Source organism: Burkholderia sp. AU31652 (assembly GCF_002223155.1).
Lineage (GTDB): Bacteria > Pseudomonadota > Gammaproteobacteria > Burkholderiales > Burkholderiaceae > Burkholderia.
On sequence record NZ_NKFG01000003.1, the window covers coordinates 527,033 to 551,521 of the forward strand.

At 68.0% G+C, this 24,489-nt stretch carries 20 protein-coding genes, 1 tRNA gene, 1 pseudogene and 1 riboswitch; of the genes and pseudogenes, 6 read left to right on the plus strand and 16 right to left on the minus strand.

The window, feature by feature from the left end; all coding sequences use genetic code 11:
• Both CFB40_RS05125 and CFB40_RS05130 read left to right on the plus strand, forming a co-directional pair.
• On the plus strand, positions 1-2,373 hold the full coding sequence (locus CFB40_RS05125; protein WP_089430750.1) for a TonB-dependent receptor: 2,373 nt from the start codon (positions 1-3) through the stop codon (positions 2,371-2,373).
• A 45-nt stretch (positions 2,374-2,418) separates the two neighbouring features.
• Positions 2,419-2,577, plus strand: a pseudogene (locus CFB40_RS05130) (TlpA family protein disulfide reductase); the annotation flags it as partial.
• A 79-nt stretch (positions 2,578-2,656) separates the two neighbouring features.
• Here the strand turns inward: CFB40_RS05130 and CFB40_RS05135 are convergent.
• The 7 genes from CFB40_RS05135 to pepN form a co-directional block, all read right to left on the minus strand.
• Positions 2,657-2,911, minus strand: a complete 255-nt coding sequence (locus tag CFB40_RS05135) for a GlsB/YeaQ/YmgE family stress response membrane protein (protein ID WP_089424754.1) — start codon at positions 2,909-2,911, stop codon at positions 2,657-2,659.
• 261 nt (positions 2,912-3,172) lie between these two features.
• Positions 3,173-3,385: a hypothetical protein gene (locus CFB40_RS05140; protein ID WP_089424755.1), complete on the minus strand. Its 213-nt coding sequence runs from the start codon at positions 3,383-3,385 to the stop codon at positions 3,173-3,175.
• On the minus strand, positions 3,382-5,115 hold the full coding sequence (locus CFB40_RS05145) for an FAD-dependent oxidoreductase (protein ID WP_089424756.1): 1,734 nt from the start codon (positions 5,113-5,115) through the stop codon (positions 3,382-3,384). Before CFB40_RS05145 ends, CFB40_RS05140 begins: the two co-directional genes overlap by 4 nt.
• Positions 5,116-5,279: 164 nt before the next feature.
• The gene (locus tag CFB40_RS05150) at positions 5,280-6,089 is read right to left on the minus strand and encodes a helix-turn-helix transcriptional regulator (RefSeq protein ID WP_089430751.1); all 810 of its coding nucleotides are present in this window, start codon (positions 6,087-6,089) and stop codon (positions 5,280-5,282) included.
• A gap of 169 nt (positions 6,090-6,258) precedes the next feature.
• A tRNA-Thr gene (locus CFB40_RS05155) sits at positions 6,259-6,334 on the minus strand.
• 207 nt (positions 6,335-6,541) lie between these two features.
• Complete coding sequence (locus tag CFB40_RS05160) at positions 6,542-7,555, minus strand: class 1 fructose-bisphosphatase (protein WP_069247404.1); 1,014 nt, start codon at positions 7,553-7,555, stop codon at positions 6,542-6,544.
• A gap of 281 nt (positions 7,556-7,836) precedes the next feature.
• Positions 7,837-10,530, minus strand: coding sequence for an aminopeptidase N (gene pepN, locus CFB40_RS05165; RefSeq protein WP_089430752.1), 2,694 nt, complete (start codon positions 10,528-10,530; stop codon positions 7,837-7,839).
• A gap of 187 nt (positions 10,531-10,717) precedes the next feature.
• On the opposite strand from pepN, the gene CFB40_RS05170 reads away from it, so the two are divergent.
• Entirely contained in the window at positions 10,718-11,416 is a 699-nt protein-coding gene (locus CFB40_RS05170; protein ID WP_089424759.1) for a DUF4136 domain-containing protein, read from the plus strand.
• 52 nt (positions 11,417-11,468) lie between these two features.
• On the opposite strand, the gene CFB40_RS05175 is transcribed toward CFB40_RS05170, so the two are convergent.
• The 8 genes from CFB40_RS05175 to CFB40_RS05220 all read right to left on the minus strand — a co-directional run bounded on the left by CFB40_RS05175 (position 11,469) and on the right by CFB40_RS05220 (position 19,496).
• A complete protein-coding gene (locus CFB40_RS05175; protein ID WP_089424760.1) occupies positions 11,469-12,041 on the minus strand; it encodes a TMEM165/GDT1 family protein in 573 nt (190 codons plus the stop codon).
• 78 nt (positions 12,042-12,119) lie between these two features.
• A riboswitch (yybP-ykoY riboswitch) is annotated at positions 12,120-12,257 on the minus strand.
• A gap of 146 nt (positions 12,258-12,403) precedes the next feature.
• On the minus strand, positions 12,404-13,720 hold the full coding sequence (gene guaD, locus CFB40_RS05185; RefSeq protein WP_089430753.1) for a guanine deaminase: 1,317 nt from the start codon (positions 13,718-13,720) through the stop codon (positions 12,404-12,406).
• Positions 13,721-13,736: 16 nt separating this feature from the next.
• Complete coding sequence (locus CFB40_RS05190; RefSeq protein ID WP_256976554.1) at positions 13,737-14,063, minus strand: hypothetical protein; 327 nt, start codon at positions 14,061-14,063, stop codon at positions 13,737-13,739.
• 26 nt (positions 14,064-14,089) lie between these two features.
• On the minus strand, positions 14,090-15,115 hold the full coding sequence (locus CFB40_RS05195) for an adenosine deaminase (protein ID WP_089430754.1): 1,026 nt from the start codon (positions 15,113-15,115) through the stop codon (positions 14,090-14,092).
• Between the two features lie 18 nt (positions 15,116-15,133).
• Positions 15,134-16,150 (minus strand): xanthine dehydrogenase accessory protein XdhC, encoded by a 1,017-nt coding sequence (gene xdhC / locus CFB40_RS05200; protein WP_089424763.1) that lies wholly within the window; start codon positions 16,148-16,150, stop codon positions 15,134-15,136.
• 630 nt (positions 16,151-16,780) lie between these two features.
• Positions 16,781-17,293 (minus strand): disulfide bond formation protein B, encoded by a 513-nt coding sequence (locus CFB40_RS05210; RefSeq protein WP_089424765.1) that lies wholly within the window; start codon positions 17,291-17,293, stop codon positions 16,781-16,783.
• Between the two features lie 138 nt (positions 17,294-17,431).
• Entirely contained in the window at positions 17,432-18,808 is a 1,377-nt protein-coding gene (locus tag CFB40_RS05215) for an amidase (RefSeq protein ID WP_089430755.1), read from the minus strand.
• Between the two features lie 7 nt (positions 18,809-18,815).
• Positions 18,816-19,496 (minus strand): GntR family transcriptional regulator, encoded by a 681-nt coding sequence (locus CFB40_RS05220; protein ID WP_089424767.1) that lies wholly within the window; start codon positions 19,494-19,496, stop codon positions 18,816-18,818.
• Positions 19,497-19,776: 280 nt separating this feature from the next.
• Here CFB40_RS05220 and CFB40_RS05230 point away from each other — a divergent pair, with 280 nt between their 5' ends.
• Both CFB40_RS05230 and CFB40_RS05235 read left to right on the plus strand, forming a co-directional pair.
• On the plus strand, positions 19,777-20,970 hold the full coding sequence (locus CFB40_RS05230; RefSeq protein ID WP_089424768.1) for a gamma-glutamyl-gamma-aminobutyrate hydrolase family protein: 1,194 nt from the start codon (positions 19,777-19,779) through the stop codon (positions 20,968-20,970).
• Between the two features lie 115 nt (positions 20,971-21,085).
• Entirely contained in the window at positions 21,086-21,778 is a 693-nt protein-coding gene (locus CFB40_RS05235; RefSeq protein WP_089424769.1) for a DUF2968 domain-containing protein, read from the plus strand.
• 75 nt (positions 21,779-21,853) lie between these two features.
• Here CFB40_RS05235 and CFB40_RS05240 read toward each other — a convergent pair whose 3' ends face one another.
• The gene (locus tag CFB40_RS05240; RefSeq protein WP_089430756.1) at positions 21,854-22,810 is read right to left on the minus strand and encodes a hypothetical protein; all 957 of its coding nucleotides are present in this window, start codon (positions 22,808-22,810) and stop codon (positions 21,854-21,856) included.
• 351 nt (positions 22,811-23,161) lie between these two features.
• Between CFB40_RS05240 and CFB40_RS05245 the strand changes: the two genes are divergently transcribed.
• Positions 23,162-24,457, plus strand: coding sequence for an MFS transporter (locus tag CFB40_RS05245; RefSeq protein WP_089425864.1), 1,296 nt, complete (start codon positions 23,162-23,164; stop codon positions 24,455-24,457).
• The last annotated feature ends 32 nt before the right edge of the window (positions 24,458-24,489 follow it).

Sequence of the window (24,489 nt, forward strand, 5' to 3'; positions counted from 1 at the left end):
ATGTCCTCTCCCTTCGCCGCGCGGCCGTCGCGCGGCCGGCTCGCGCTCGCATGCGCGGTCGCTTTCACGTGGCCTGCCGCCCATGCGGCCTCGACCGACGCTGCACGCGGCGCTGCCGCGCGCGGTGGCGTGGAGCGTGCCGCCGATGCCGCCGCTCCCGCTTCGGCCGTCGCAATCGCGCCGCCGGCGCCGGCGCCGGCGGCCGGCGAAACGCTGAGCGCCGTCAGCGTGACCGCGCAGCGGCAACCGGTCGATCCGGATACCCCGGCCGTCGTCACGTCGATCACGCGTGAGCAGATCGAGTCGCACACCAACGTCACCACCGAGGACGCGCTGAAGTACGCGCCGAACCTGATGGTCCGCAAGCGCTATATCGGCGACCGCAACAGCGTGTTCGCAGGCCGCGACTTCAACGAACTGCAGAGCGCGCGCGGGCTCGTCTACGCCGACGGCGTGCTGCTGTCGAACCTGCTCGGCTCGAGCTACGCGTATCCGCCGCGGTGGTCGCTGATTCCGCCGGACGATATCGCGCGCGTCGACGTGCTCTATGGCCCCTTTTCAGCGCTGTATCCGGGCAACTCGATCGGCTCGACCGTGCTGCTCACGACGCGCCGCCCGGAAAAGCTCGAGGCGTCGCTGTCGACGCAGTTCTTCACGCAGCGCTATCACGACGGCTACGGATTCGCGGACAGTTTCGGCGGCAATCACCAGACCGCACGGATCGCGAACCGGGTCGGCCGGTTCTGGTTCGCGCTGTCGCTCGACCGGCTCGAGAACAACGGTCAGCCGATGCAGTATGCGAGCCCCAATTCGGCATACAACCCGAAGCTCGGCGCCGCCGTGCCCGTGACGGGCGCCGCGACCGACATCGGGCCCAATGGCAAGCCGCGGACGATCGTCGGCGCGCAGACGATCGAGCGGACCGAGCAGCTCAACGAGACGGTGCGGATGGGCTATGCGTTCACCGATCACGTCGATGCAACGCTCACGCTCGGACATTGGGAGAACCATTACCGGCAGCACGGCGAAACCTTCCTGCGCGATGCGGCCGGCAATCCAGTCTACGGCGGCAACGTGTCGATCGGCGGCCGGAACATGACCGTCGCGCCGAACGCGTTCGCGCCGCAGCGCGGCGACCAGGAGAACTGGCTGTATGCGCTCGGCCTGAATGGCCGGCTCGATTCCGGCTGGCGCCTGTCGGGCGTCGTGTCTGCGTACGACGTGTCGCGCGACGTGCAACGCTCGGCGTCGACCGTGCAGGGCGGCGCAGGCACGCTGTTCCAGGGCGAAGGCACCGGCTGGCGCACGCTCGACCTGAAGGCCGAGGCGCCGGAAGTGAAGGGCCACACGTTCACGTTCGGCTATCACTACGACAATTACTTCCTGCGCAACGTCACGTACAACACGGCCGACTGGCTGGCAGGGCCGACCACGTCGCTGTCGAGCGTCTATCGCGGCGACACGCGCACGCAGGCGCTGTTCGGGCAGGACGCGTGGCGCTTCGCGCCGGGCTGGCTCGCGACGCTGGGGCTGCGCTACGAGCGCTGGGATGCGTACGGCGGTGCGCTCGGCAATGCAACGGGCACGCTCGGCTATGCGGACCGCAGCGCGAATGCGCTGTCGCCGAAGGTCGCGTTGCAATGGGATGCGACCGACGTCTGGCGCTTCCGGCTGTCGTTCGCGACCGGCACGCGTTTCCCGACGGTCGGCGAACTGTTCCAGGGCACGATCTCGAACAACGCGATCGTCAACAACAACCCGAACCTGCGGCCGGAAAAGGCGATCGACTGGGACTTCACGGCCGAACGCGACGTCGGTGTCGGCGTCGTGCGTGCCAGCGTGTTCCAGAGCGACCTGCGCGATTCGATCTACAGCCAGACGACGGTGTCGGGCGCGACGACGGTGACCAACATCTCGAACGTCGATCGCGTGCGCGTGCGCGGCGTCGAGCTCGCGTTCAGCGGCGAGAACGTCGGTTTGAAGGGGCTCGCGATCGACGCGAACGTGTCGGCGAGCAATGCACAGATCCTCGCCGATGCCGCGAATCCCGCGTATGTCGGCTCGCGCTTTCCGCGGATTCCGCGCATGCGTGCGAACCTGCTCGCGTCGTATCGCTTCGACGAGCACTGGCTCGCGAGCGTCGGCGTGCGCTACTCGGGCCGCCAGTTCAACACGCTCGACAACAGCGACGTGAACCCGGACGTCTACGGCGGCACGAGCGCGTTCACGGTCGTCGACCTGAAGGCGCGCTACCGCGTCGACCGTCACTGGACTGCGTCGCTCGGCATCGACAACCTGACGGACCGCCGCTATTACGTGTTCCACCCGTATCCGGGCCGTACTTTCTATGGAGAACTGAAATGGTCGCTGTGAGATCGCTCGCGGCAGGCGGCGCGCTGTGGTGCGCGTTGCCGTCGCCAGCCGATGCCCGAGCGTTTGCGCGCGGCGCTCGAAGCGGGATGGAGAGGGGAGATGCCGCGCACCGTGTGGATCGGGCGCGATGATGCACGCGAAGCGCGCAGTGGACTGCTGGCGGCCGACATACTCGACGGCTGGTTGCGGCGCGCGAAGTGCTGAACGGGCCGGCGGCGCGCGGCGAGCGTGCCGCGCGCCGGCCTGATGCGAAAACGCGCCCGAAGGCGCGTGGAGAGAAGCGTCAGGCCGCTCGCTTGAATAGCCGGATCACGAACAGCAGGATCACCGCGCCGACGACCGCGACGATCACCGAACCGATGAAGCCGCTGCCGACGCTGAGGCCGAGTATCCCGGCGAGCCAGCCGCCGATCACCGCGCCGACGATCCCGACGATGATGTCGACGATCAGCCCGAAGCCGCCGCCCTTGACGAGCAAGCCGGCAAGCCAGCCGGCGATCGCGCCGATGATGAGCCACATTATCAAGCCATGAGTCATGGTTGTCCTCTCCTTGAGTGGTGTCGAAAGACCGGACGTCGGCTGTGCGCCGCAAGCTGAATGAAGGCGGCATCGCGACCCGCCGCGCCGCCCACGCAATGTAACGCGATAGACGGGTCGGAATCGTTAAGTAATGTTATGCACCCTTAACGGGATTTTCCAGGGAATTTGTCTACCTACGGCATGGCTCGCGCACGGGCAATACGCGACGAAATGAATTTGTAAGAAAAGACCGCCGGTGAAGCCGGTCGGCCATCGGCGTCATCGTTCGTGCATCGATGCCTGCATGCCCGTGTCGGGCAATCCGTCGCCTGCGTCGGCGATCAGCCGTGCGACGGTCGCGGGTTCGCCGATCGCTTCTATCGACAGCAGCGCGAAGCGGGCGAGAAAGAGCGACGCATCGGCTTCACCGATTCGCGTCATCGTGCGGCACAGGTCGGTGTAGAGCGTGTCGCGTTCGGTGTCCGTCATCATGCGGTCTCCTGAGGATCGGTTGATGCGCCCGGGCGAAGTGCGCGTTCGAGCGCGGCGGTTACGTCGCTCGCGCGAGCATCGTGCCAGCGGCCGAGTACGTGACCGTCCGGACGCACGAGATAGACGGTGCCGTCGCGCGCGCCGTACCTGTCGAACAGTCGGCCGTCGTCGTCATGGCCGCCGCAGGCCGGTTGCCGCGGCGCCGCATATCGCGCGAGCGTGACGAGCGCGAACGGTATCCGCGCTGCCTGCAGACGCTGTTCAAGCTCGGCGAGCGTCGGATCGGGTACGCCGTCGGACGTGAAGCAGAACGCGGTGAAGCGCGGGGCGACGAGGTCGGTCAGGTGGCCGCGGCGCATGCCGCCGCCGTGCGCCGTGTACCGCATCAGCGGACATTCGGCGAGCACCGTGCCGGGCGCAGGGCCGGCCGAAAACGTGTCGCGTTCGGCTGCGTTGAGCGACGACGTCGCATACGCGATGGCGGTCGTCTGGCGCGGATTGATCAGCGAGCGCAGTGCCGGATGCCGGACCGCGAGCGACAGCACGGCCTTGCGCATCAGGTCGAACGCAAACGACGGCGGCGCCATGAACTCGGTGCTCTTCGTGCCGTAGCGCAGGTTCTCGTGCGTCGCGAACACGCGTTCGTCCGAGTAGTTGTCGAGCAGCGTGTCCGATGCGAGCCCGCGAGTCACGTACGCGAGTTTCCATGCAAGGTTGTCGGCATCGTCGATGCCCGAATTCGCACCGCGCACGCCGAAGATCGGCACGAGATGCGCGGCGTCGCCGCAGAACAGCACGCGGCCGTGCCGATAGCGTTCGAGCGTCAGCGCATTCGCCTTGTAGATCGTGATCCAGATCGGCGACCAGTCGCCGTGCTCGCCCATCATGTCGAGCAGGTTCTGCACGCGGGGGATCACGTTCTCCGGTTTGATGGCCGCTTCGGGATCCTCATCGTCACGCAACTGGTAGTCGATTCGCCACACGTTGTCGGGCTGCTTGTGGACGAGTACCGTCGAGCCCGGGTTTGACGACGGATCGAAGTATGCGAGCCGTTCGGTCGGCCGGTCGCTGTCGAGCGCGATGTCGACGATCACGTAGCGGCCCTCGTAGCTCGTGCCCTGCAGCGACAGGCCGAGCGCTTCGCGCATCGTGCTGCGACCGCCGTCGCACGCGACGACCCAGTCGGCGTCGAGTGCGTAGCCGCCGAGCGGTGTGTCGACGTCCAGGCGCACGCCGTCCGGTTGCCGGGTCACGCCGGTGACTTTCGCTTGCCAGCGGATCTCGATGAGTTCGGGGCGGCGCAGTGCGGCGTCGAGCAGGAATTGCTCGATGTGATACTGCGCGAGATTGATCATCGGCGGCAGCTTCTGGTTTTCGTCCTGCGGCATCGTGAAATGCAGCACTTCGTCGCGACGGTAGAAGCTGCGTCCGCCGGTCCACGGCAACCCCGTGCGCAGGAAGTCGTCGAGCGCACCGAGCCGCTCGATGATCTCGAGGCTGCGCCGCGAGATGCAGATCGCGCGGCTGCCGTGGCAGACCGCATCGTCGGCCTCGATCAGCACGCTGCGGATGCCGTGGTTCGCCAGACCGAGCGCGACGGCGAGGCCGACGGGGCCGCCGCCGACGATCGCTACGCGATGCCGGTGTGGATCGATACCGTCGTCGCAGGCCGGCAGATGCGCGGGATGGCGCTCGGCGACGAACGGGTAGGGCTTGAAGTCGATATCCATCGTTGGCTTCCGGGGGAGGGCAGTTCGACGTGCACGCGCGCCGGGGCAACGCGTGCAGGCAGTCGAAGCAGTATGGAAGCCGGGCGGAAGTCCGCTGTCCCCATTCCGGGTACAGCAAGTCGACCGGGATTTACCCCGATTCGGTCATCGCAGGCCGGTTCGGTTCAGGGCTGCAGGCAGAGCGCGAACAACTGGCGCTGGCTCGAGATGCCCAGGCGCCGGTAGGCGCGTTTCTGGTACGTGACGACGCTCGACGCCTTCACGCCGATCGTCTCGCCGATCTCTTGTGCGGTCTGGCCTTCGAGCACACCGCGCAGCACGTCGAGTTCACGCTTGGACAGCGCCGGGCAGGCGCTGCGCAGCCGCGCGAGCATCCGTTGCGGGATCCCGATCTGCGCGGCACCGGCGAGCGCGTAGTGATGCTTCGCGGCCTGCGCGATCAGTGGCGCGAGCGCTTCGATCTCCGCGATCTCGCGCGGCTGGAACGCGCCGCTGCGATGCGCGCGGTACAAATTGATCGACAGCCAGCTCGCATCGTTGGGCTGCATCAGCAACGACAGCCGGTCGGACACGTCGGGGCCGCGGTAGCAGGCCGCTCGATACGCTTCATGATCGATCTCGTCGCCGGCCTGCTGGTGCAGCAGCAGGTCGTGGCGGCGCGTGCCGCGAGGTGCGCTCGACACGATCGTCTGGTTGCCGTCGAGCGCGTAGAAGTGTCGCGCGTAGGTGTCGGCGACGTCGCGCAGGTAGCGGCCGCCGCGATGGTCGGCGACGGATAGCGTGCGCGGACGGTTGCCGAACTCGTATGCGAAGATCGTGCATTGCGTGACCGACAGCGCATCGTCGAACAGCTTCAGCACTTCGGCTGCGAATGCGTTGGGCTCGTTGCCGCCGATCGCGGCGACAAGGCGCGTCGCACGTGACACGTCCAGTTGCCCGGTGAGGTTCGGTCGCTCGAGACGCCAGGTGCGCATGATGCTCGGAAAGGGCGGAGAGGTCCGGCGATTGTAATCGGCGGCGGGCGGCGCGGGAGTCGGGTGATGCCCGCAAGCGAAGCGGACGCGGGGGAAGAAGGGCAGCGCACGATTGGGCGCTTGAATGAGAAAAGGGCTGACAAGCATTGCTTGTCAGCCCTTTATAACTTGGTGCCGGAGATAGGAGTCGAACCTACGACCTTCGCATTACGAATGCGCTGCTCTACCAACTGAGCTACACCGGCATCAGAGAAACGAAATTATAAGGTGAAATCTGAGACCTTGGCAATAGGTTTTGCGAAATTTTTTCAGCTTGCTGCTGCTGTTTCGCGAAACTCATCGATTCGGCAAACTTCCCGCTTCGTTTCACTGCGATGCGACCCGTTGGGGTCACATCGAGAGCCGCGATTCTACGTACGTCGCGCGACACTGTCTAGTGCTGCAGTGCAAATTTATTGCTTTTCCTGATGGTAGCCCGTCACGCGCTCGACTTCGTTCTTCGAACCGAGGAACACCGGGACGCGCTGATGCAGGCCCGTCGGCTGCACTTCCATGATGCGCTGCGTGCCGGTCGTCGCGGCGCCGCCTGCCTGTTCGACGATGAACGACATCGGGTTCGCTTCGTACATCAGGCGCAGCTTGCCCGGACGATCGGGCGTGCGCTTGTCGGCCGGGTACATGAAGATGCCGCCGCGGTTCAGGATCCGGTGCACGTCGGCCACCATCGATGCGATCCAGCGCATGTTGAAGTTGTCGCCGCGCGGGCCGTCCTTGCCGGCGTTCAGTTCGTCGACGTAGCGCTTGACCGGGTCGTACCAGTGGCGCGCATTCGATGCGTTGATCGCGTATTCGCGCGTCTCTTCGGGAATCTGCATGTTGCTCTGCGTGAGCACCCACGAGCCGACTTCGCGGTCGAGCGTGAAGCAGTTCACGCCGTTGCCAGTCGTCAGCACGAACACCGTCTGCGGGCCGTACACCGCGTAACCGGCCGCGACCTGCTCCGTGCCGGGCTGCAGGAACGATTCCTCGGTGGCCTGCTTGCCGTCCGGGCAGCGCAGCACCGAGAAGATCGTGCCGATCGACACGTTCACGTCGATGTTCGACGAGCCGTCGAGCGGATCGAACACGAGCAGGTATTCGCCGCGCGGGTAGTTCGCCGGGATCGGGAAGAACGTTTCCATTTCTTCCGATGCCATCGCGGCGAGGTTGCCGCCCCATTCGTTCGCGTCGAGCAGGATTTCGTTCGACAGGATGTCGAGCTTCTTCTGCACTTCGCCCTGGACGTTCTCGCTGCCGGCGGTGCCGAGCGCTTCGCCGAGCGCGCCCTTCGACACGTTGTAGCTGATCGCCTTGCACGCGCGTGCGACGACTTCGATCAGCAGGCGCAGGTCGGCGGGGAGGTTGTTGGTCTCACGTTGCTGTTCGATCAGGAACTTCGACAGTGTGGTGCGGCGGGCAATGGACATGACAGACTCCAGAAGGCCAAAAGAATCCTTGAATAGCCGCAATTTTACCCGCCGCGCCTCCCGTGCCACCGGCTTTTTTCGTCCGGTTACATGACCGGGCGGCCGTCCCGGCCCGGTTTCCCGGGGTTGGAAACCGGCGGGACGCGCTTGACGCCAACGGCGGGCGGCGCGGTCGGCCCTCGCGATTGCGTGCGGTTCGAGCGGTCTTCACACCATAAAAAAGCCGGTGCCGCGACGGGCGGCACCGGCTGTATCGCGCAGGCGCGACGCGGGCGATGGCGTTACGCGAGCGCCTTCTCGACGATCTCGCGCACGTCACGCGATTTCGCGCCGGCGGCGACTTGCTCGAGCGCTTCGCGCATCCGGTCGCGCAGGGCCGGCGTGAAGCGGCGCCACAGTTCGAGCGAGCGGGCGAGGCGTGCCGCGACCTGCGGGTTGATCGCGTCGAGCGCGAGCACCTGTTCGGCCCAGAACGCGTAACCCGAGCCGTCGGCCGCGTGGAATTGCGCGGGGTTGGCCGCGCAGAAGCTGAAGATCAGCGAGCGGGCGCGGTTCGGATTCTTCAGGTTGAACGCCGGGTGCGCGAGCAGCTTGCGGACCTTCGCGAGCGTCGGCTGCGCGGGCGTGCCGCGTTGCACCGCCTGCATCGCGAACCACTTGTCGATCACGAGCGCTTCCTTCTCGAAGCGACGATAGAAATCGTCGAGCGCGTGTTCGGCCGGTTCGGTCGCGCCGGCGGCCGCGGCGGACAGCAGCGCGCCGAGCGCTGCCGCGCGATCGGTCATGTTGTTCGCCGCATCGTATTGCGCGGTCGCGAGGCGCACCGCATCGGCCGGATCCTCGAGTTCGGCGAGATACGCGAGCGCGAGGTTCTTCAGCGCGCGGCGGCCGGAGGCCTCCGGCGTCGGTTCGTAGGCGCCGGGCGTCTGGTGCTGCTCGTAGGCGGCGAGCCACTCCGCGCGCAGCGCGGTGGCGAGCTGGCGGCGCACGAACTGGCGTGCGCGATGCACGGCGGCCGGATCGGCTTCCGCCATCTGGTCGGCGAGGTAGGTTTCCGACGGCAGCGTCAGCGCGAGTTCACGGAATGCCGGCGACAGCGTCGCGTCGGTCAGCACGCGGCGGAATGCGGCAACGAAGTTCTCGCCGAGCGTGAGCGGCTCGTTCGCGGCCGCACGCGCGGCGAGCGTCAGCAGCGCGCGGGTCGCGAGGCGCTGGCCGGCTTCCCAGCGGTTGAACGGATCGCTGTCGTGCGCGAGCAGGAACGCGAGGTCGTCGTCGCTGTAGTCGTACTCGACGATCACCGGCGACGAGAAATTGCGCAGCAGCGACGGCAGCGGTTGTTCCGGCACGTCGACGAACGTGAAGGCCTGCTCGGTGTCGGTGAAGTCGAGCACGCGCGTCGTGCCTGCGGCGGCGGTTTCGCCGTCGAGACGCAGCGGCAGGTCGCGGCCGTCGCGGCCGATCAGGCCGATCGCGAACGGGATCAGCAGCGGCCCTTGCTGCGTTTCGCGCGCGGCCGGCGACCCGTCGCCGTAGCCCTGCGCGAGCGTCACCGTGTAGCGGCGCGCGGCCGCGTCGTACGCGGTGCGCACCGACACGCGCGGGGTGCCCGCCTGGCTGTACCAGCGCTCGAACTGCGCGAGGTCGCGCCCGTTCGCGTCGGCCATGGCGTGACGGAAATCGTCGCAGGTCACGGCGTGCCCGTCGTGGCGCTTGAAGTACAGGTCCATCCCCTTGCGGAAGCCGTCGCGGCCGAACAGCGTCTGGTACATCCGCACGACTTCCGAGCCTTTCTCGTAAACGGTCATCGTGTAGAAGTTGTTGATCTCGACGTAGCTTTCCGGGCGCACCGGATGCGCCATCGGGCCCGCGTCCTCGGCGAACTGCAGCTGGCGCAGCACGCGCACGTCCTCGATGCGCTTGACCGCGCGGGCCGCCGATTCGAGGTCGTCGCCCGCGGCCATGTCGGCCGAGAATTCCTGGTCGCGGAACACCGTCAGGCCTTCCTTCAGGCTCAGCTGGAACCAGTCGCGGCAGGTCACGCGGTTGCCGGTCCAGTTGTGGAAGTACTCGTGGCCGACCACCGATTCGATGTTCGCGAAGTCGGTATCGGTCGCGGTCTCGGGGTTCGCCAGCACGTACTTCGTGTTGAAGATGTTGAGCCCCTTGTTCTCCATCGCGCCCATGTTGAAGTCGCCGACCGCGACGATCATGAAGCGGTCGAGATCGAGCTCGAGGCCGAAGCGCTGCTCGTCCCAGCGGATCGAGTGGATCAGCGAGTCCATCGCATGACGCGTCTTGTCGAGATCGGCGGGCTCGACCCACACCTGCAGCAGCTTTTCCTTGCCCGAGCCGGTCGTGATCGTTTCCTCGATCGCGACGAGCTTGCCCGCGACCAGCGCGAACAGGTAGCTCGGCTTGCGGAACGGGTCTTCCCATTTCGCGAAGTGGCGGCCGTCGGGCAGGTCGCCGGAATCCACGAGGTTGCCGTTCGACAGCAGTACCGGGTACGCGGCCTTGTCGGCGCGCAGCGTCACCGTATACGACGCCATCACGTCCGGACGGTCGAGGAAGTAGGTGATCCGGCGGAAACCTTCGGCTTCGCACTGCGTGAAGAAGTTGCCGCTCGACACATAGAGGCCCGACAGCGTCGTATTCTGGTCGGGTGCGCATGCGCTTTCGAGCGTCAGCTCGAACGCTTCGGGGACGTTCTCGACCGTCAGCCCGTGTTCGTGCGCACGCACGGCGCCATGCGGCGCGCCATCCAGCCAGGCGCCGAGGAATTCGAGCGCTTCGCCCATCAGCTCCAGGTGCGGCGCGGGCGCGGCGTCCGGATTGCGGCGCACGCGCATCGTATTCCTGACGATCGTACGGGCCGGCGCGAGATCGAATTCGAGCGCGACGGAATCGATGAGGAAGGCCGGCGGCGTGTAGTCGGCGCGGCGGATCACGGTGGAGGAGGCGTTGTCGGACATGGTCGTCGAGATCGGTGGAGTGGGGGACGGGCCCGTGGCACGGGCCGGGCGAACCGGGCCATTGTACAAAGGCTGGCGGCCGCGTGCCGGGCGAACTTTTTACCGGTTCCGGGAGTCCGCGTATTATCGGCATCCCGTTACGGTTCGCGCGGTGCGACGAACGGGTGACGGATCGAAGAGGATCAACATGAAACGCGAATGGATTCAACGCGGTGCGGGCTGGGCGGCGGTGCTGTGCGTGGCGCTGCTGACCGGCTGCACCAGCTACGTGACGACCCAGGTCACGGCCTTCTCCGACTGGAGCGGCAGCGACGCGACACGCACCTATGCGTTCACGCGCACCGAGGCGCAGAAGAACAGCATCGAGCAGTCGACCTACGAGCCGATCGTCGCAAACGAGCTGTCGACGTATGCGTTCCGGCAGGTGCCGCAGGCGCAGGCGCGGTATCTCGTCGGGCTGACCTATGCGGTCGGCAGCGATCTCGTGACGGTGCCGCAGCCGGTCTATTACGATCCGTGGTTCGCGCCCGGGCCGTACTGGCGGCGCGGGCCGTGGGGCCCGTGGGGTCCCTGGGGGCCGATGCCGGCCGGCTACGTCGCGCAGACGTACCAGGTGTTCGACTACACGCTCGGCATCCGCATTACCGAGCGCGCGACGGGCAAGGAGGTGTACAACGTGTCCGCGCGCACGACCGGCGACAACGGCACGCTGCTGTACGCGATGCCGTTCCTCGCGCGCAGTGCGCTCGCCGATTTCCCGCTGTCCAACGGCGCGGTTCGCTCGGTCCGGCTGCCGGTCGACAAGCGCGGCGGCCCGGCGGCGCCGGCGGCCAACGAACGCGTGGTGCCGGCCGCGCCCGCGTCGGGTGCCGCTGCCGCGAAGTAACGCGGGATCCCTCTCGGCGCGGCCGTCCGGCCGCGCCGGCCATGCCCTTCCGTCAGACCCCGATACCCAGCAGCGCCAGCGCGCCGAGCACGACGAACAGCACGGCCGCAATCCCGTGCACGAGCTTCGTCGGCAGGCGGTGCGCGAAGCGGTCGCCGAGCAGGATCGCGGGCACGTTCGCGAGCATCATCCCGAACGTCGTGCCGGCCACGACACCGAGGTAGTCCTGGAAGCGCGCGGCCAGCGCGACGGTCGCGATCTGCGTCTTGTCGCCCATTTCCGCGAGGAAGAATGCGACGAGGGTCGCACCGAACACGCCGAGCCGTGAGCGGTTGGCATTGGCTTCGTCGGCATCGAGCTTGTCCGGCACGAGGATCCACAACCCCATCGCGATGAACGAGAACGCGAGCGCCCAGCGCATGATCGACGGTGTGACGAGCACGCCGAGCCACTCGCCGAGCGCGCCGGCGAAACCGTGGTTCACGAGCGTCGCGACGAGCACGCCGAGAATGATCGGCACCGGCTTGCGATAGCGCGCGGCCAGTACGAGGGAAAGCAGTTGGGTCTTGTCGCCGATTTCAGCGAGGGCGACGGCGCCGGTGGAGATCAGGAAGGCTTGGGACACGTATGGGGTTCCACGGGCCGATGTTGTGCGTGCGAGCGACGATCCACCGCGCGCCGGGCCCTGATGCGGCGCGCTGTGAACCATCGGTCTCGCCAGGCCTAGGTGGCTGCGTCCGCCATGGCCGTACGGCCAAGTCTGTTGACGGACGCCTCCGTCACGATGCGCGCCGGGAGCGCGGGACATCGAGCGGAGCGGCTACTCCCCAATGAGCGGCGAATTCTAGCACGGCGCGTTGCGCGCGGGAAAGCGGTTGGCGGGCGCTGTGCCCGGAGTCGGGGCGGGATCGGCGTACGGCAGTCTCGGCGGCCCGGCACGCGCGGCGGTGGAGGCCCGCGCGTGCCGGGGCGAACCCCGGCAGGTCGTTATGCGGCGGGGCGGCGTGCCGCGCCGCGCTCGTGGACGAGTTGGCCGGCCGCGTAGGTGCGGTACACCGCGCGGTCGTCGCCGAGCAGCGCGAACGCGAACAGCAGTTCCTCGAGCGAATCCGCGCGTTTCGTGCGGCGCGCGAGCAGCGGCGTGGCCTGCGGATCGAGCACGACGAAGTCGGCCTCGGTGCGCGGTGCGAGCGTGCCGACCGTATCGGCGAGGTCGAGTGCCTGCGCGGCGCCGGCCGTTGCGAGCCAGAACATCCGCGTCGCGCTCAGGTGGTGGCCCGACAGCCGCGCGACCTTGTGCGCCTCGTTCATCGTCTGCAGCATCGAGAACGACGTGCCGCCGCCGACGTCGGTCGCGAGCGTGACGGGCACGTCGTATTCGCCGGCCTTGTCGAAATCGAACAGCCCGCTGCCGAGGAAGAAGTTCGACGTCGGGCAGTGCGCGACGACGGTGCGCGTCTCGGCCATCCGGCGGCGGTCCTCGTCGTCGAGGTGGATGCAGTGGCCGTATACCGCGCGTGGGCGCAGCAGCCCGTAGCGGTCGTAGATGTCGAGATAGCTGCGATGGCCGGGGAACAGCTCGGCCACCCATTTCACCTCGTCGACGTTTTCCGCGACGTGGCTCTGCACGAACACGTCCGGATGGCGGCGCGCGAGTTCGCTGCACGCCTCGAGCTGCGCCTCGGTCGACGTCGGCGCGAAGCGCGGCGTGAGCGCGTACATCTGGCGGCCCTTGCCGTGCCAGCGGTCGATCAGCTCGGCACTGTCGTCATAACCCGATTGCGCGGTATCGCGCAGGAATTCGGGGCAGTTGCGGTCCATCAGCACCTTGCCCGCGATCATCCGCAGGTCGCGCGCGTCGCTCGCCGCGAACAGCGCATCGGCCGACTGCTTGTGCACCGTGCAGTAGACGAGTGCGCTGGTCGTGCCGCACGCGAGCAGTTCGTCGACGAAGAAATCCGCGACTTCGCGCGCATGCTCGGGATCGCCGAACTGGCGCTCGGTCGGGAACGTGTACTTGTCCAGCCACGGCAGCAGGCCCGGCGCCGGCGACGCGATCATGTCGGTCTGCGGATAGTGGATGTGCGTGTCGATGAAGCCGGGCACGATCAGCTTGTCGCGCAGGTCATGGACGATCGCGTCGCGCGCGAGCGTCGCGGCGAGCTGCGCGTACGGGCCGGCCGCGACGACCTTGCCGTCGTCGACGACCAGGAGGCCGTCGGTCTCGTAGTTCGCGGCCTGGCTCGATTGCGCCGGGTCGCCGTTGAAGGTCAGCAGCTGGGAACGGAAAGCGGTTTGCGTCATGACGAATGGTCCTGCATCAAGGTAAGGCGAACAGAAGAAAACGGGCGACGCCGCACGACGGCAAGGCGGCGCCTGGCGGGCGGTGCGGCACGCTCCGTGCCGCACGACCGGATGCGATTGCGCGGGCGAACGTGGCGGCCGAAGCCGCCAGCGAGTGGTTGCCGGCGGGCCTCGCAGCCGTTGCGCTCATGACCGATGCGGCCGCGAGCGAAACGGCGAATCGCGACGGCAGGCACGCGCGAGCGACGACGCACAGCGCCGTCGCCGCGCGCTCACGCACGCGCTCGTCCCGGCGCAAGGCCGGGTCGGTGGTCGCGAAGCGGATGCCGTTGCCGTGTTTCATCTGTCAGCGTTCCTCGATGCCGGCCGTCACGCGGCCTGCCAGTACGCGTCGAGGCGCGCGTACAGCGCGTCGCGCTGCGCCGGTTCGATGAACGACGCCTCGAAGCCGTTGCGGATCACCGCATGGACTTCGGCATCCGTGAGTTGCAGCCCTTCGGCCGTCGCGAAGTAGTTTTCATTGACGTAGCCGCCGAAATAGGCCGGATCGTCGGAGTTGATCGTCACCGCGACGCCGCGATCGAGCAGCGCCTTCAGCGTGTGCTTCGCCATGTCGTCGAACACGCACAGCTTGAGATTCGACAGCGGGCAGACGGTGAGCGCCGTGCGCGATTTCGCGAGGCGCTCGACGAGTGCCGCGTCCTCGATGCTGCGCACGCCGTGGTCGATCCGGTCGACCTTCAGCACGTCGAGCGCTTCGTAGATGTAGGCGGGTGGGCCTTCCTCGCCTGCGTGCGCGACGAGCTTCAGCCCGAGCGCGCGCGCCTTCTCGAACACGCGTGCGAACTTCGTCGGCGGATGGCCGAGCTCGGACGAGTCGAGGCCGACGCCGATCAGGCGATGGCGATAGCGCTCGAACAGCGGCAGCGCGGATTCGAACGTCGCGAGCGCGTCCTCTTCGGACAGGTGGCGCAGGAAGCACAGGATCAGCTTGCTCGACAGCCCGCGTTGCTCGGCATCGGCGAGTGCACGCTCGATGCCCGCGACCACCGTCTCGATCGGCACGCCGCGCTCGGTGTGCGTCTGCGGATCGAAGAACAGCTCGGTGTGGACGACGTTGTCGGCGAGCGCGCGTTCGCAGTACGCGGCCGTCATGTCGTAGAAATCCTGCTCGGTCAGCAGCACGCTCGCGCCGGCGTAATAGATGTCGAGGAACGACTGCAGGTCGGTGAATGCGTACGCGGCGCGCAGCGCGTCGATCGAGTCGTACGCGAGCTTCACGCCGTTGCGCTGCGCGAGCGCGAAAATCAGTTCGGGCTCGAGCGAGCCTTCGATATGGATGTGCAGCTCCGCTTTCGGCGCGCGGGCAATCTTGTCCTTGAATGTCGGGGTCATGGCGTCGTTCTTGGTCGGTCAGTAGGTAGGGGAAGCCTGCGTGGACGCGTTTGCATTCGCATTTGCCTCGACGGCCTGCAGCAATTGCGCAGCCACCGAGATCGCGATCACTTCGGGCGCCTTGTCGATGATGCCTTCGACACCGATCGGGCAGCGCATCCGCGCGACCTGGGCCGGGTCGATACCGATCGCGGCGAGGCGATGGTCGAACTGCATGCGTTTCGCGTGCGAGCCGGTCATCCCGAAGTACGCATAGTCGCCGCGCCGCAGGATGCGCTCGGCCAGCACGAAATCGAGTGCGTGGTCGTGCGTCATCACGACGAAGTACGACTGCGGCGGTGCGGCGTCGACCGCGTCGGCCGGGGCAGCGGCCGCCTCGATCGCGAGGTTGCCGATGCCGGCGAGCGCGTCAGCCGGCGGGAACACCGCATCGGGCCCGTCGATCCAGCGCACGTGGCACGGCAGCGTCGCCAGCACCTTCACGAGCGCGGTGCCGATGTGCCCGGCGCCGAACAGCACGACGGGGAACGCATACGGCGCGATCGTTTCGGTCATCAGCGACACGCCGCCGGTTTCCCACAGCAGGCAGTCGGCACGCGCGGCTTCCGATTCGGGCTCGCTCAACAGCGGCGCGCCCGGCGAGGGGCCGAATGATACGCTACGCACGGTCGCGGCGCCGGCCGCGACACGCTTCGCGAGCGACATGATCCAGCCGAGATCGCCCACATCGAGCCGCTCGAACGCGAGCACCACGGCGCCGCCGCAGCACTGGCCGAGGCTCGGGCCAAGCGCGAGCCGTTCGAGCCGGCGCGCGTGCGGCACGTGCGCGCCATCCTTCAGCAGATGCCGCGCGATCTCGATCGCCTTCCATTCCAGATGACCGCCGCCGATCGTATGGCGGGCCGTGTCGCGCGTGACGAGCATCTTGGTGCCGGCTTCGCGCGGCGCGGAGCCGTCGGTATGCGCGACCGTCACGAGCACGGCCGCTTCGCCATGCGCGAGCAGTTGCTGCAGATCGCCGAGCCAGGCTTCCATCAGCACGCTCCGTTCGGGACGACGCGGCACGACACGCGGCGCGGGCTGGCGGGCGTGGCGGCAACGATGACGGACGGGAGCGAGGCGGGCCGGCCGCACGGCCGATGCAGTGCGGCGGCAGCGCGCGAACGGCGCGCGCGGACGGCACCGCCGGATGCGCGGACGCCATGAGGGTGACGGATGCGGATGGTTTGCGTTGTCATGATGAATCCAGTCGACATTGCGGATCGGGCGCGCGTTACGCAGGGGTGGTGAGACCGCCTGGCCTCGCGCACGTAGATCGCCATCCAGTCACGAAGATAACACCGCGAGGCGACGGGAACATCGCCAGGCGGTGATCCGGGCTATCAGGAGGCGATCATGTCGATCATAGGCCCGCCGCGCGGGATCGGGGCGCCAATGCGCGCACATCGGGCCGAAACGCAGGCGTGGCGGGGCTGGGCGCGGAGCTCGCGCGATGCGCGTTCGCCCGGAGACCCGGGCGGCGGCGGGGTAGGTGTTTACGCTTGACGGGCCGGATGCGGCTCGCCGGGCTGGGCCGGCGGCGCTCCGGAGCCGGGCGGTCACCGGCCGGCGGTAGTGTGCGGCCGAGCGAACGGGCCGCGCGCAGGCCGGTGCGAAACCGGCCGGTCAGGCCACGAGCTTGCGGCGATGGCGCCAGAGGCTCGCGGCGACCGCGACCAGGATCACGGCGAAGGCGATCAGCGCCCAGCCGGGCAGCAGGATGCCGAAGATCGGCGGGTAGACCGTCTCGCACAGCCCGGCGACCTTGAACATGCCGGGGAACCACTGCGCGGGCGGCAGGCTGTCGACGATCGGCTGCAGCGTGTCGAAGCCGCAGCTGAAGCCCGGATTCATCTGGATCGACAGATGCCGGGCGGCCGTGCCGACACCGCCGGCCGCGGCGATCGCGATCAGCAGCTCGAGCACCCAGACGCCGCGCCAGTTGCGGATCCCGGCGGCCAGGAACGCGAAGATTCCGATCGCGCAGAAGAAGTAGCGCTGGATGATGCACAGCGGGCACGGATCTTCGTTCTTCACGTACTGCAGGTAGAGCGCACCGGCCAGCAGGGCGATGCACACCCATCCGAGCAGCATCAGCAGGCGGCGTTCGCGGCGGATGGCGAGCGTGTAGTCGTTCATGTCGGCGGGGTTCCTCGTGGTCGGTCCGGAAAACAATCGCGCGATTTTAGCGCGAACGGTCTGGCACGAAACTGACAGCGCGCGTGCGGCAACCTGCCGCACCGCGCGTCCTGCCCGTCGGCGCCCGGCTGGCGGCGCTCAGCGGATCGTGTTCAGCACGGCCTCGACCGCCTGGCCGATCGCGAGCAGCGCGTCGTCGCGGTGCGGTGCGGCCGCGAGCATCAGCCCGACCGGCGCCGCGTCGCGCGGATGGCAGGGCAGCGACAACGCGCACGCGTCGAGGAAGTTGAACGCGCTCGGATTGCGCAGGATCAGCGCGTTGGTGCGCGTGAAGGCATCGTCGTCCGCTTCGAGTTCGGCGATGCGCGGCGGCACGACCGGCACCGTCGGCGCGACGAGCGCATCGAAGCGCGACCAGACTGTGTGGGCCGCTTCGTCGAGCATCGCCGTGCGCGCGGCGAGCAGGTCGAGATAGTCGGCCGCGCTCGCGGGTTCGCCCTTCAGGATCCGGGTGAGCACGCGCGGGTCGTACTGGTCGCGGTGCTTGGCGAGCAGCGGGCGATGCCACGCGTAGGCCTCGATCGGCGAGAAGCCGAAGCGGTTGACGTCCGGCAGCCGGTCGAGCGCGGGGAAGCGCACTTCCGTGACGATCGCGCCGGCGGCTTCGAGATGCTTGAGCGCGGCGTCGAGCGCGGCCGCGACGTCGGCATCGACGCCGTCCGTCACGTAGTTCGTCAGCACGCCGAGCCGCACGCCTTCGAGCGGCCGGGCGGCCGGCACGTGCGGTTCGAGGCCCGCGAGCATCCGGTCGACGAGCGCGCAGCAGGCGACCGTCAGGCCGATCGGGCCGAACGAGTCGAGCGTCGTCGACAGCGGCACGCCGCCTTGCGTCGGGATCCGGCTCGCGGTCGGCTTGAAGCCCGTCAGCCCGCACAGGGCGGCCGGAATGCGGATCGAGCCGCCCGTGTCGGTGCCGAGCGCGACGGCGGCCATCCCGTCGGCGACGGACGCGGCCGCGCCGGACGACGAACCGCCGGAAATGCGCGCGTCGCCCGGCACGTCGCGGTGGTACGGCGAGCGCGGATGGCCGAAGTGCGGATTCAGCCCGAGCCCCGAGAACGCGAACTCGCTCATGTTGGTGCGGCCGACCAGCACCGCGCCTGCGCGCTTGAGCCGCGCGACCGCGACCGCGTCGGTGCGCGCGGCCGGCGCGCCGTCGAGCACGCGCGAACCCGCGCGCGTCACCTGACCCGCGACGTCGAACAGGTCCTTGACCGACACCGGGATGCCCGCGAGCGGCGACAGCACGGTGCCCGCGGCGCGCAGCCGGTCGTGCGCGTCGGCGGCCGCGTGCGCGTTGTCGGCATCGACTTCGGTGAAGACGACCGCGCCCTGGCCCGACGGATCGGCGATCCGGTCGAGCGCGGTGTCGACGAGTGCGCGGCTCGTGGTCCGGCCGGCGGCGAGGTCGGCGGCGAGCTGGGCGAGCGGGGGGAAGGGCGTGAAAGTGGTCATGGGCGGCTCAGGGGCGAAGATGTTGAAGAAGCGTGGAGCGGAACGAATCGATATGACTTTCAACGGCCGCGCGTGCACCGGCGGCGTCGCGCGCGGACAGCCGATCGAACAGTTCGCGATGCTCATGCTGGACGTCGGCGAGATGGTGAGGTTCGGACAGCGTGACGAACCAGAAGCGCAGCGAGCGCTCATGCAGCCCGCGCAGGATGTCGGCGAGGACCGCATTGCGCGCGGCCGCGGCGATCGCCTGGTGGAATGCGCGGTCGAGTTCCATCATGCCTTCGACGTCGTGCGTGTCGACGCAGGCCTGCCCGTCGTCGAGCAGCGCGGCCAGGCGCGCGAGATCGTCAGGCGTTGCGTGGCGCGCGGCGAGTTCCGCGCAGTGTGCTTCGTTGATGCGCCGCACGTCGATCACCGCGACGATGTCGTCGAGCGACAGCGGCTGCACCATCAATCCCTTGCGCGGCATCACGGACAGCAGCCCTTCGAGCACGAGCCGATGCACGGCCTGGTGCACCGGCGTGCGGCCGATGCCGGTGCGGGCGACGAGGTCGGCTTCGTTGAGGGCGGCGCCGGGCTTCAGGCGCATCGTGATGATGTCGTGCTGGATCAGCGCATATGCGCGGTCGGCGAGGCTGGCCGTCGGTGCGGCCGGGTGCTCGTGGGTGACGTCGGCGAGGACATTCATGCGGGGTGCGGCGCGGCGGCCGGACGGGGCGCGATCATGGCGCTGGCGGTCGGGAAGCGTGGACGATGCGTGGATATTATTGTGATATATCACTGATGTCCAGTACCGGCGATGCCGCATCAGCCTGGCCGGCGCGCGGGCAGGAACGCTCCCCGACGCAGTTTGCCGTCGACTTGCAACAATATCGACAGGATGTTGCAGGTTTGCCGCTCGATCGTGCGCTGAAGCATAATGAATCTTCGTTTATCCATACGCGTGAGCGACGTACCAGACCATCGTCATGAGCGAAAACACGCCTTCCCCGGCCGGTCTGCCCGGCACCTCCTCCGTTTCTTCCGATTCACCCCGTACCGATCCGGCGAAAGCGCCCGATGCGCCGGCCACCCAGGCCGCCGCGCAGAACGTCGCTGCCGACGGCGCGTCACCGGTTACGGCTGCATCCGAGCCGGGCGCGCCCGGGGCGACCGGCGCCGCCATCGATGGTGCGGCTGCTGCTGCCGCGCCGCCGAAGGCCGGCACGCCGCCACCCGGTTTCGGCGCGCAGCCTGATTTCGACACGCCGCGCCCGCCGCCCGCGAGCGCGCAGAATGCGCCGCCGGCCTATCTGAAGCAGAGCGACACGCCGTGGTCGGTATTTGGCCGGATCGTGGCCGCGCGCGCGCGCCGGCTGTTCGACCGTGCCGGCCAGCGCATCACGCAGCGCACGCTGCGCATCGGCGTGTCGGCGCGGATCTTCCATCCGGAACCGGGGGCGAAGGGGCTGAGAGGCAAGACGCTCCAGTACCTCGAGGAATCGATCGCGCACTGGGTCATGTCGCGCGACGTGCTCGTGTTCATGATTCCGACCGTCGGCCATCAGGGCATGATTCATCCGAGCAACATCCGCCTGCGCGACTACGCGAAGCATCTCGACGGCCTGCTGCTGCAGGGCGGCGCAGACGTATCGCCGCAAACCTATGCCGCGTCCGACGCCCGCCCCGAATGGCCGGGCGATCGCGTGCGCGACATGTACGAGCTCGAGCTGCTGCACGAGTTCGTCGAGTCCGGCAAACCCGTGCTCGGCGTGTGCCGCGGCTGCCAGCTGATCAACGTCGCGTTCGGCGGTTCGCTGTACCAGGACATCGCCACCGACGTGCCGACCGCGAATGCGCACGTGAGCGAGCATTACGACCAGCATCGTCACGCGATCCGCTTCCCGGATTCGTCGACGCTTGCGAGCATGTTCCCGGGGCGCAGCGAAGCGATCGTCAACTCGATCCACCATCAGGCGATCCGCGATCTCGGTCGCGATCTGAACATCGAGGCAGTGTCGGCCGGCGACGGGATCATCGAAGGCATTCGCCATCGCCGTTCGCCGTTCGTCGTCGGCGTGCAGTGGCACCCCGAGTTCCATCGGGCCGGCGGGTCGGAGCTGCTCGACTGCACGCCGCTGCTCGATGCATTCCTGCGCGCGGCGCGCGAAACCCGCCTATAGCAAGCCGCATGCTTCGCGTCGTACGAAGGCCGGCCGCATCCCGACAAATTCGAGATGCGGCCGTTTCGTTTTGAACGATAATCGCGAGTTCCGATTCGTTTGCCGGAGTCTGACGTTGGCTTTCCGAAATTTTTCCCCTGCACGATGCGCCACGTGGATCGTTGCGCTGGCTGCCTGCGCGCAAGCGGGTGCGGCCTGGTCCGCCGACGCGACGGCGCCCGCCGCCGGAACGCGTCCGGCGGTCACGAGCCTGCGCGGCGACACGGCGGCATCCGCCACGGCGGCGCCGGATGCCTCCGCACAAGGCAACGTCGCCGAGCTGACGCAGATGCTGCACGACGGCCGGATCGTCGAGATGCGCACGACGTACAACGGCAGCTACGGTGCGAGCCTGATGTTCGACCCGCGCGAGATGACGTACTACGTCGCGCTGTTCCAGGACAAGCATTTGTGGCGCGTAATCCGGTCGCAGGAAAAGACCCGCGCGGAGATGGTGTACGCGAACTTCGTTCAGCAGACCGTACAACTCGCCGATATCGAGATCCGCCGCACCGAGCTGGAGGCGCAGAAGGCGTTTCTCGAGCGCGTGATCGCGCTGCAGGCGAATCGTGCGCAGCAGTTGCAGGCCGACTTGAGCGTTGCGCGCAGCCAGCAGGCTGAAGTCGCGCAGCGGCAGCGCTCGGCGCAGGAGCAGGCGCAGGCGCTGCAGGTCGAGAAGCGGGCTGCACAGGTGCAACTGCGCGATCTGCAGGAGCAGGTGCGACAGCTCGAGAAGCAGACCGAGACGGGGCTGCCCGCGCACAAGTAACGAATCGTCAGACGGACACAGAGACGAGCAAAACCCGGCGAAGCAGGCTTCGCCGGGTTTTTTTATGGCCGGGCATCAGCGCGCGAATGCGTCCGGCGTATCGGTCAGGCGGCGGTGGGACAGCTGCGCCGTCCAGTCCACACCGGTGGCGGGCGCGTGCGATGCGCGGACAGGCTCGGTAGCGCGCAGCGCGCTCGCCATCGCGATCAGCGTGAGCGGATCATCGAGCGTGTCGCGCATGTCGCCGGTTGCACGCGGCAATGCGGCGAGCCGCTCGCGGGTGCGGGTGTCGACCGTGTTGTCGCGGATCGGCGGCCGTGTGGCCATCCGCATCACGGTTGGTGTTCGGACCGGCGCCGTCGCCATGCGCTTGCCGCTCGAACGAGGCGATGCGGCAGTGGCAGTGGCGGTCGGCGGCACGCCGGATGTTGCCTTTGGACGAAGCGATGCCGGAGGACGCGCGACCTGGTGCGTGGCCGGCAGTGGCTCGGCCGTTGTCGCGACAGGCGCGGCCATCTTGCGCTGCGGAGGCGCGCTCGTCGACGTACGCGGCTGAACCGCAGCGACCCGCACGGCCCCGGACGACGACGTAGCGTGATCCGGTACGTCACCTGCCGCGTGAATCGCGTAGGCAGGCCCGAACCCTGCAATCGGTTCATATGCGGCAATCAGCCAGCCGATGATGCCGAGCGCGCCGATACTCCAGCAGATCGCGTACTTCGCACGCCGGTCGCGAAAGCCGCCGGCGATACGGCGGGAGCACGGGGCCGCGGCGGCAGGCAGTGCCACCGGCGACCCGGCACGCGTCGGTGCCGACGCCGTGACGGACAGCGGCTTCCAGTGGCACGCGCGGTGCGGCCGGTCCACGTCGATGCAGGACGTCGTCAGTGTCGCGAGGCAGTGCTTGCCGGGCCGCGCACCGGGGGCGCCGCGGAAGGTCCAGTCGCGGCCGAGCGACGGCACGTGATCGAGCGGAGCGACGCGGGGGCGGGCGAGTGCGCCTGCAACGGGGACGAGGGGCGATGGGGTCATGAGGGCGGTGCGCCATGCGACACGGGCAACCGTGCCGGTGCGGCGCGGATATGTCGTCGCAAATCGAGACATTGTCGTCAGCCGGCGAAGGCCGGTCGATCAGATCAATCTGATTTTTGCTGCCGTTTCGGGACGACTCGTACGAGGAGAGCGCCGCGACCGCACCGGCAGGGGCGACACAAGGCAAATGTCGGGTTGGCGTGGCATGATGCGCGAACCATGCCGGTGCGCGCGTCGTTGCGCGGTGCGCCGCTGGCGGGCAGCGATGCCCGTGCGCGCCGGCCCGGCGCCGCGTGCGTCGTCGGATCCATGCGGCGCGGATTCGCGCCATCCGAGCTGAGCGAGAAAAACATGTCCACAGCGTCACACGCCATAGCGCAGGAATCGAAATTCCGCACCGTGTTCCGGGTCGTCAGCGGCAACTTCCTGGAAATGTACGACTTCATGGTCTACGGCTATTACGCGTCGGCCATCGCGAAAACCTACTTCCCGAGCGGCAATGCATTCGCGTCGCTGATGCTGTCGCTGTCGGTGTTCGGTGCGGGCTTCCTGATGCGGCCGGTCGGCGCGATCGTGCTCGGCGCGTACATCGACCATCACGGCCGCCGCAAGGGGTTGATCCTGACGCTCGGGCTGATGGCAATCGGCACGCTCGCGGTGGCCGCGATACCCGGCTATGCGACGATCGGCGTGCTCGCGCCGGTGCTCGTGCTGCTCGGCCGGCTGCTGCAGGGCTTCTCGGCCGGCGTCGAACTCGGCGGCGTGTCGGTCTACCTGTCGGAGATCGCGACGAAGGGGCACAAGGGGTTCTATACGTCGTGGCAGTCGGGCAGCCAGCAGGTGGCCGTCGTGTTCGCCGCGCTCGTCGGCGTGCTGCTGAACCGCGCACTGCCGGCCGAGGAGATGACCGCGTGGGGCTGGCGCATTCCGTTCCTGATCGGCTGCCTGATCGTGCCGTTCCTGTTCCTGATCCGTCGTTCGCTGAAGGAGACCGACGAGTTCCTCGCGAAGCGTCATCGTCCGACGATGGGCGAGATCATGCGTTCGATGCTCGACAACTGGGGCATCGTGGTGGCGGGCATGGGGATGGTGATCATGACGACGGTGTCGTTCTACATGATCACCGCCTATACGCCGACGTTCGGCAAGGAAGTGCTGCACCTGTCGTCGCTCGATGCACTCGTCGTGACCGTCTGCGTGGGGATCTCCAATCTCGTATGGCTGCCGCTGTCCGGTGCGTTGTCCGACCGCATCGGTCGCCGCCCGGTGCTGATCGCGTTCACGGTGCTGACGCTGTTGACGGCCTACCCGGCCGTGCTGTGGCTCGTCGGCGATCCGTCGTTCCTGCGGCTGCTCGCGGTCGAGCTGTGGCTGTCGTTCCTGTACGCGTCGTACAACGGGGCGATGGTCGTCGCGCTGACCGAAGTGATGCCGGCCGACGTGCGCACGGCGGGTTTCTCGCTGGCGTACAGCCTGGCGACGACGATCGGCGGCTTTACGCCTGCGATCTCGACGCTGCTGATTCATCAGACCGGGAACAAGGCGGCGCCGGGGTTGTGGCTGAGCGTTGCCGCGATTTGCGGGCTGATCGCGACACTCGTGCTGTATCGCACGGCCGAGGCGCGCAACCAGTACAAGGCGGCCTGACCGGCAGCGGTATGACGCGCGGCGCCGGCCGC